Genomic DNA, 7,934 nt, shown 5'->3' on the forward strand with positions numbered 1-7,934 from the left:
CGTGGCTTTCGTTAGGGTCATGCACCAAGGGATGGAGAAGCGTTTGGTTTCGGTTTCGCGTATCAGGCAGAGCATTCGCCGGATGCCGATCCTTGTCCTCGCGCTTGCCGTGCTTGTCGTCACCGCCGCCGGAGCCTTCCACGCTCCAGCCTTCGCGCAGGAGCAAAGCCGCGGCTGGTCGCTGCGCGACCTTCTCTTTCCCCGCCGCAGCGAGCGTATCGAGCCACCGCTCGATGTAGAGAAACCAAGGCCGAAGCCGAAGAAGAAGTCGAAGCCGCGGCCACCGGCCGAGCCGCAGACGCCGATCGTCGAAAAGACGAACGATGCCCGTGTCGTGCTGGTGGTCGGCGATTTTCTGGCGAGCGGGCTTGCCGAAGGGCTCGACACCGCCTTCGCCGACAATCCAGCGGTCAGGATCGTCGGGCGCGCCAACGGCTCGTCCGGCTTCGTTCGCGAGGATGTCTACAATTGGCCCGTCGAAATCAAGTCGCTGATCGAGACCGAGAAGCCGGCTGCCGTGGTCCTCATGCTGGGCTCCAATGACCGTCAGCAGATGAAGGTCGGCGACGTGCGCGAGCAGCCGCGCTCGGAAAATTGGACCAAGGAATATGAGCGCCGCACCGATGCGCTGGGCAAAGCCCTGCAGGACACCAAGGTGCCGTTCCTGTGGGTCGGCATGCCGGCTTTCGGCTTGTCGAAGATGAACTCCGACATGCTCGCTTTCAATGACATCTACCACCAGGCCGCCCAGAGCCATGGCGGCGAGTTCGTCGATGTCTGGGACGGTTTCGTCGACGAGAACGGCGCGTTCGTCACCTCCGGCCCCGACATCAACGGCCAGCCCGTGCGCCTGCGTTCCGACGACGGCATCAACGTCACCAAGGCCGGCAAGCGCAAGCTCGCCTTCTATACGGAAAAGCCGCTGGCCAAGATCCTCGGCCTGGCGCCGCCCGGCAGCATCACCACCGTCTCGGCGCCGACGGGCGAGCCGGTCGAAGCGCCGACGCCGGCCGCTGTCCCGGTCATCGTCGACCGCACCGCGCCGATGCTGCTCGGCGACCCAGCGCTCGACGGCGGCACGGAACTACTCGGCGCCGCGCAACCCGCCAAAGCCGATCCGAACCTGCCCGGCGAAAAGCTTATCGTGCAAGGCAAGGCGCCCGCCGCCTCGCCCGGCCGCGCCGACGATTTCACCTGGCGGCCGAAGACGCCGCCGGCGACGGCGGCGGCCGAGTCCAGCTCCACGCCGGCGACCCCTTAGCCGACATTCTTGCCTGGCAGCGATTTCGCGCCAAGTCGAAACGATGGCATTATCGGATTTTGGCCGAAGTCAAAGTCGGGGGACGAATATGTCGGCAACGGGGTATGCCTTGCTTGGGTTCCTGACGTGGACCCTCTTATTGCTCATATGGATGGAAATCCTGCGCACCCATCTTGTGGTGAGCGGCCGCATCCTCGCGAATGGCTTCAAGCCTGACAACGCCGGCCTTTCGCCCTTCTTGCAGAGGCTGGCGCGAGCCCACGCCAATTGCCTCGAAGGCCTCCCTATATTCGGAGGCCTCATGGCCCTGGCGATGATGAGTTCGCGCGCCTCGATTACCGATCCGCTTGCATATTGGTTTCTCGGCGCGCGGCTGGTCCAGTCGGCCATTCACTTGACGTCGACAAGTCCAACAGCCGTCAAGGCCCGATTTTCCGCGTTCGCGGTTCAGATGGCTATCGGCCTCTATTGGGCGGTAAAGCTGCTGATCAGCTAGGGCACGCTTCACTAAAAGACTGCGGCCGGTCAGCCGCAGACATAGCCCGATACCGAACTGCTGCCCGTTCTCAGCGCGGCAGCACGGAGGATCCCATCAACGCCTCGTCGATCGAGCGCGCCGCCTGGCGGCCCTCGCGGATCGCCCACACCACCAGCGACTGGCCGCGGCGGACGTCGCCGGCGGCGTAGAGCTTGTCGACGCTGGTCCTGTAGTCGCGGTCATTGGCCTCGACATTCCGTGAACGGCGGCTGTCGGTGACGGCCATGATCTGCCCGTCAAGCTCCTTCATCACGCTGTCACCGGCCGGCCCGGCAAAGCCGATGGCAATGAAGGCGAGGTCGGCGCGGATGACGAATTCGGTGCCGGCGATCGGCTTGCGCTTGTCATCGACCTCGCAGCAACGAACGCCGGTCAGTTGGCCTTCCTCGCCGATGAATTCGAGCGTCGCCACCTGGAATTCGCGCTCGGCGCCCTCTGCCTGCGAGGAGGAAGTGCGCATCTTCGTCGCCCAATAGGGCCAGACCGCGAGCTTGTCTTCCTTCTCCGGCGGCTGCGGCCGGATGTCGAGCTGGGTGACGCGCACCGCGCCCTGGCGGAAGGCGGTGCCGATACAGTCGGACGCGGTGTCGCCGCCTCCGACCACCACGACATGCTGGCCGCCGGCGATGATCGGATGCGAGGGCCAGGCCACCGACTGGATCGGCTCGCCGCCGACGCGGCGGTTCTGCTGCACCAGATAAGGCATGGCGTCATAGACGCCGCTGAGATCGGCGCCCGGAATGCCGGCCGGCCGCGGCGTTTCGGAGCCGCCGCAATAGAGAACCGCGTCATACTCCTCGAGCAGCTCGGCGACCTTTTTGTCGACGCCGACATTGACGCCGCAATGGAAGGTCACGCCCTCGCCCTGCATCTGCTCGATGCGCCGGTCGATATAGTGCTTCTCGATCTTGAAGTCCGGAATGCCGTAGCGCATCAGTCCGCCCGGGCGGCTTTCGCGCTCATAGACATGGACGTCGTGGCCGGCGCGGCCGAGCTGCTGCGCGGCCGCCATGCCGGCCGGACCGGAGCCGATGACGGCGACCCGCTTGCCGGTCTTCCTCTCCGGCGGATAGGGCCGGATATGGCCGGTCTCATAGGCCTTGTCGGCGATCGCCTGCTCGACCGTCTTGATCGCGACCGGAATGTCCTCGAGGTTCAGCGTGCAGGCTTCCTCGCAAGGCGCCGGACAGATGCGGCCGGTGAACTCAGGGAAATTGTTGGTCGAGTGCAGGTTGCGGATCGCATTGTCCCAGTCGCCATTGTAGACGAGGTCGTTCCAGTCGGGGATCTGGTTGTGGATCGGACAACCGGTCGGCCCATGGCAGAACGGAATGCCGCAATCCATGCAGCGCGCGGCCTGTTTCTCGACCTCCTTGTCGGACATCGGCAGCGTGAATTCGCGGAAATGCCGGATGCGGTCGGAGGCCGGCTGGTACTTGTGCACCTGCCGGTCGATTTCGAGAAACCCAGTTACCTTGCCCATAGTCCAGTCCCTGCTGTCCGAAGGCACGCTTTTGTCGGCGCACCCGTTAACCCCATAAGGCCGCCGTGGCAACCGCAGTCCGGGGTAAGGATTGTTGGTGAGGAGGCGGCCGGAGAACCATCGCTCCGGCCTTTCCAATTCTTATTCCGCCGCCACGCTCATGCGCATGCGTTCCATCTCGATCAGCGCGCGGCGGTATTCCACCGGCATGATCTTCCGGAATTTCGGCCTGAAATTCTGCCAGTCGTCGAGGATCTCGCGGCCGCGCACCGAACCGGTGAAATGCACATGGTTCGAGATCAGCTGGTAGAGGCGCTCCTCGTCATGGCTGGTCATGTCGCCCGATACGTCGACGCGGCCCTTGTGGTCGAGGTCGCCGCCGTGATGGAGCAGTTTCTCCATCAGGTCGTCTTCTTCCGGCACCGGCTCCAGCTCGACCATCGCCATGTTGCAGCGCTCGGCGAAATCGCCCTTCTCGTCCAGCACATAGGCGACGCCGCCCGACATGCCGGCGGCGAAGTTGCGCCCGGTCTTGCCGAGCACGACGACGATGCCGCCCGTCATGTATTCGCAGCCATGGTCGCCGACGCCTTCGACGACGGCGGCGACACCGGAGTTGCGCACCGCGAAGCGCTCGCCGGCGACGCCGGCGAAATAGGCTTCGCCTTCCGTCGCGCCGTAGAGCACGGTGTTGCCGACGATGATCGAGTCCGCCGCGACGATTTTCGCCTCTTCCGGCGGACGGATGACGATGCGGCCGCCCGACAGGCCCTTGCCGACATAGTCGTTGCCGGCGCCGACCAATTCGAACGAAACGCCGCGCGCGAGAAACGCGCCGAAGGACTGGCCGGCGGTGCCGGTCAGCTTCACCTTGATCGTGTCCTCGCGCAGCCCCTTGTGCTTGAAGCGCTTGGCGACTTCGCCCGACAGCATGGCGCCGGCGGAACGGTCGACATTGCGGATGGGGACCTCGATTTCGACGGCCTGCTTGGCTTCGAGCGCCGGCTTGGCCAGCTCGATCAGCTTGCGGTCGAGCACGTCGTCGATCGGATGCTTCTGCCGCTCGGTCCAGTGCAGCGCCTCATGCGGCGCGTCCGGCTTGAAGAACATTTTCGAGAAGTCGAGCCCGCGCGCCTTCCAGTGCTGGATGACGTCGCGCTTCTCCAGGAGATCGGCGTCGCCGATGATCTGGTCGATATGGGTGAAGCCCATCTCGGCGAGCAGCGCCCTCACCTCTTCCGCCACGTAGAAGAAGAAGTTGATGACGTGCTCGGGCGTGCCCTTGAAGCGCTTGCGCAGCACCGGATCCTGGGTAGCGACGCCGACCGGGCAGGTGTTCAGATGGCACTTGCGCATCATGATGCAGCCGGCCGCGATCAGCGGCGCGGTCGAGAAGCCGAACTCGTCGGCGCCAAGCAGCGCGCCGATGATGACGTCGCGCCCGGTGCGCAACCCGCCATCGACCTGCAGCGCAACGCGTGAGCGCAGGCCGTTGAGCACCAGCGTCTGATGCGTTTCGGCAAGACCCATTTCCCAGGGGCTACCGGCATGCTTGAGCGAGGTCAGCGGCGAAGCGCCGGTGCCGCCGTCATAGCCGGAGATGGTGATGTGGTCGGCGCGCGCCTTGGCAACGCCCGCCGCCACCGTGCCGACGCCGACTTCCGACACCAGCTTGACCGAGACATCGGCCGCCGGATTGACGTTCTTCAGATCGTAGATCAACTGCGCCAGATCTTCGATCGAATAGATGTCATGATGCGGCGGCGGCGAGATCAGGCCCACACCTGGCGTCGAATGCCGGACTTTGGCGATGGTGGCGTCGACCTTGTGTCCGGGCAGCTGTCCGCCCTCGCCGGGCTTGGCGCCCTGCGCGACCTTGATCTGCATGACGTCCGAGTTGACGAGATATTCCGCCGTGACGCCGAACCGGCCCGAGGCGACCTGCTTGATCGCCGAGCGTTCCGGGTTCTTCCCGCCGCCGTGCAGCGGCAGATAGCGGTCGGCCTCTTCGCCGCCCTCGCCGGTGTTCGACTTGCCGCCGATGGCGTTCATGGCGCGCGCCAGCGTGGTGTGCGCCTCACGCGAGATCGAGCCGAACGACATCGCCCCGGTCGAGAAGCGCTTGACGATCTCGGCCGCCGGCATGACGTCTTCGATGGCAACCTTCTTGCGGCCGGTCTCGTCGGCCGTTCTGATCTTGAACAGGCCGCGGATGGTCTGCGCGCGCGCGGTCTCGCTGTCGATCTGCGCCGAATAGTCCTTGAACGTGTCCCACGAGCCCTGGCGCACCGCGTGCTGCAAGGTGGCGACGGCGTCGGGCGACCACATATGCGCCTCGCCGCGCATGCGGAACATGTATTCGCCGCCGACCTCTAGGTTGTTGCGCAGCACCGGGTCGTTGCCGAAGGCATCATTGTGGCGGCTGAGCGTCTCGGCCGCGATCTCGTCCAGGCCGACGCCTTCGATCAGCGTCGCGGTGCCCGTGAAGTACTTCTCGACGAATTCGGACTTCAGCCCGATGGCATCGAAGATCTGCGCGCCGCAATAGGACTGATAGGTCGAGATGCCCATCTTGGACATCACCTTGAGGATGCCCTTGCCGATCGACTTGATGTAGCGCGAGACGACTTCGTAGGCGTCGACCTCTTCCGGCAACTCGCCGCGCTTGTGCATGTCGAGCAGCGTGTCGAAAGCGAGATAAGGGTTGATCGCCTCGGCGCCGTAGCCGGCCAGGCAGCAGAAATGATGCACCTCGCGCGGCTCGCCGGATTCGACGACGAGGCCGACCGCGGTGCGCAGGCCCTTGCGGATCAGGTGATGATGCACCGCCGCCGTCGCCAAGAGCACCGGAATGGCGATACGGTCCGGCCCGACCTGGCGGTCGGACAGGATGATGATGTTGTAGCCGCCGGCGACCGCCGCCTCGGCTCGCTCGCAGAGCCGGTCGATGGCGCCCTGAAGACCTGCCGCGCCTTCTGTCGAAGCGTAGGTGATGTCGATCGTCTTGGTGTCGAAACGGTCCTCGGTGTGGCCGATCGAGCGGATCTTTTCCAGATCGCCATTGGTGAGGATCGGCTGGCGCACTTCGAGCCGCTTGCGGCGCGACGTGCCGACCAGGTCGAAGATGTTCGGCCGCGGGCCGATGAACGACACCAGGCTCATCACCAGCTCCTCGCGGATCGGATCGATCGGCGGGTTGGTGACCTGGGCGAAGTTCTGCTTGAAATAGGTATAGAGCAGCTTCGACTTGTCCGACATCGCCGAGATGGGCGTGTCGGTGCCCATCGAGCCGACCGCTTCCTGGCCGGTGGTGGCCATCGGCGCCATCAGAAGCTTGGTGTCTTCCTGCGTGTAGCCGAAGGACTGCTGGCGATCGAGCAGGCTGACATCCTTGCGCAGCGCGCGCGGCTCGACCGGCTTCAGATCTTCGAGGATCAACTGCGTGTTGGTGAGCCAGCTCTTGTAAGGATGCCTGGTCGCGATCTCCGACTTGATCTCCTCGTCGGGGATGATGCGGCCCTTGACCAAGTCGATCAACAGCATGCGGCCGGGCTGCAGCCGCCACTTCTGCACGATCTTTTCCTCCGGCACCGGCAGCACGCCGGCTTCGGAGGCCATGATGACGCGGTCGTCGTCGGTGACGATGTAGCGCGCCGGGCGCAGGCCGTTGCGGTCGAGCGTCGCGCCGATCTGGCGCCCGTCGGTGAAGGCGACCGCGGCCGGGCCGTCCCACGGCTCCATCAGCGCCGCGTGATACTCGTAGAAAGCCTTGCGGTCGGCATCCATAAGCTTGTTGCCGGCCCAGGCTTCCGGGATCAGCATCATCATGGCATGGCTGAGCGAATAGCCGCCCTGGAACAGGAACTCGAGCGCGTTGTCGAAACACGCCGTGTCCGACTGCCCTTCATAGGAGATCGGCCACAGCTTCGAGATGTTGTTGCCGAACAGCTCGGAATCGACCGAGGCCTGGCGCGCCGCCATCCAGTTGTTGTTGCCGCGCACCGTGTTGATCTCGCCATTATGCGCGACCATGCGGTAGGGATGCGCCAGCTTCCACGACGGGAAGGTGTTGGTCGAGAAGCGTTGGTGGACCAGGATCAGCGCGGTTTCGAAGCGCCTGTCCTTGAGGTCCTTGTAATAGGCGCCGACCTGGTAGGCCAGGAACATGCCCTTGTAGACGATGGTGCGCGCCGACAGCGACACGCAATAGGAGCCGATATCGCGGTTGTTGTTCTCGGCATAGATGCGGCCCGAGATCACCTTGCGCAGCAGATAGAGCCGCGCCTCATACTCCTCGTCGTCGGTGATGTCGGGCGTGCGGCCGATGAAAACCTGCCGGTGGAACGGTTCGGAGGCGACGATGTCGGGCGCCTTGGACAGCGACGAATTGTCGACCGGCACGTCACGGAAGCCGATCAGCGGCAGCCCTTCCGACTGCGCCGACTCGGCGATGATCTCCTCGATATGGGCGCGCAGCGTCGCGTCCTGCGGCATGAACCAGTGACCGACGCCATATTGGCCGGCCGGCGGCAGTTCGACGCCCTTGGCCGCCATCTCCGCGCGGAAGAAGGCATCGGGGATCTGTACCAGCACGCCGGCGCCGTGGCCCCCCCCCCGGGGGGGGCCCCCCCCCCCCCGCGGGGGGGGGGGTT

The 7,934-nt window shown here is 65.0% G+C and carries 4 protein-coding genes; 2 read left to right on the plus strand and 2 right to left on the minus strand.

Going from position 1 to position 7,934, the window contains the following annotated elements:
• Positions 1-43 precede the first annotated feature (43 nt).
• Positions 44-1,261, plus strand: a complete 1,218-nt coding sequence (locus FJ988_RS16385; RefSeq protein ID WP_140819370.1) for a DUF459 domain-containing protein — start codon at positions 44-46, stop codon at positions 1,259-1,261.
• Positions 1,262-1,349: 88 nt separating this feature from the next.
• On the plus strand, positions 1,350-1,757 hold the full coding sequence (locus FJ988_RS16390; protein WP_140819371.1) for an MAPEG family protein: 408 nt from the start codon (positions 1,350-1,352) through the stop codon (positions 1,755-1,757).
• A gap of 70 nt (positions 1,758-1,827) precedes the next feature.
• On the opposite strand, the gene FJ988_RS16395 is transcribed toward FJ988_RS16390, so the two are convergent.
• Both FJ988_RS16395 and gltB read right to left on the minus strand, forming a co-directional pair.
• A complete protein-coding gene (locus FJ988_RS16395) occupies positions 1,828-3,282 on the minus strand; it encodes a glutamate synthase subunit beta (RefSeq protein WP_140819372.1) in 1,455 nt (484 codons plus the stop codon).
• 141 nt (positions 3,283-3,423) lie between these two features.
• Positions 3,424-7,934, minus strand: a 4,511-nt coding sequence (gene gltB, locus FJ988_RS16400) for a glutamate synthase large subunit (protein WP_140819373.1), incomplete at its 5' end; no start/stop codon positions are given.

The organism is Mesorhizobium sp. CU3 (assembly GCF_006442965.1).
In the GTDB taxonomy this organism is placed as follows: domain Bacteria; phylum Pseudomonadota; class Alphaproteobacteria; order Rhizobiales; family Rhizobiaceae; genus Mesorhizobium.

Coding starts and splice junctions, on each gene's coding strand:
- FJ988_RS16395 (WP_140819372.1), bottom strand. CDS start 3,282: ATGGGCAAGGTAACTGGGTTTCTCGAAATCGACCGGCAGGTGCACAAG.
- FJ988_RS16390 (WP_140819371.1), top strand. CDS start 1,350: ATGTCGGCAACGGGGTATGCCTTGCTTGGGTTCCTGACGTGGACCCTC.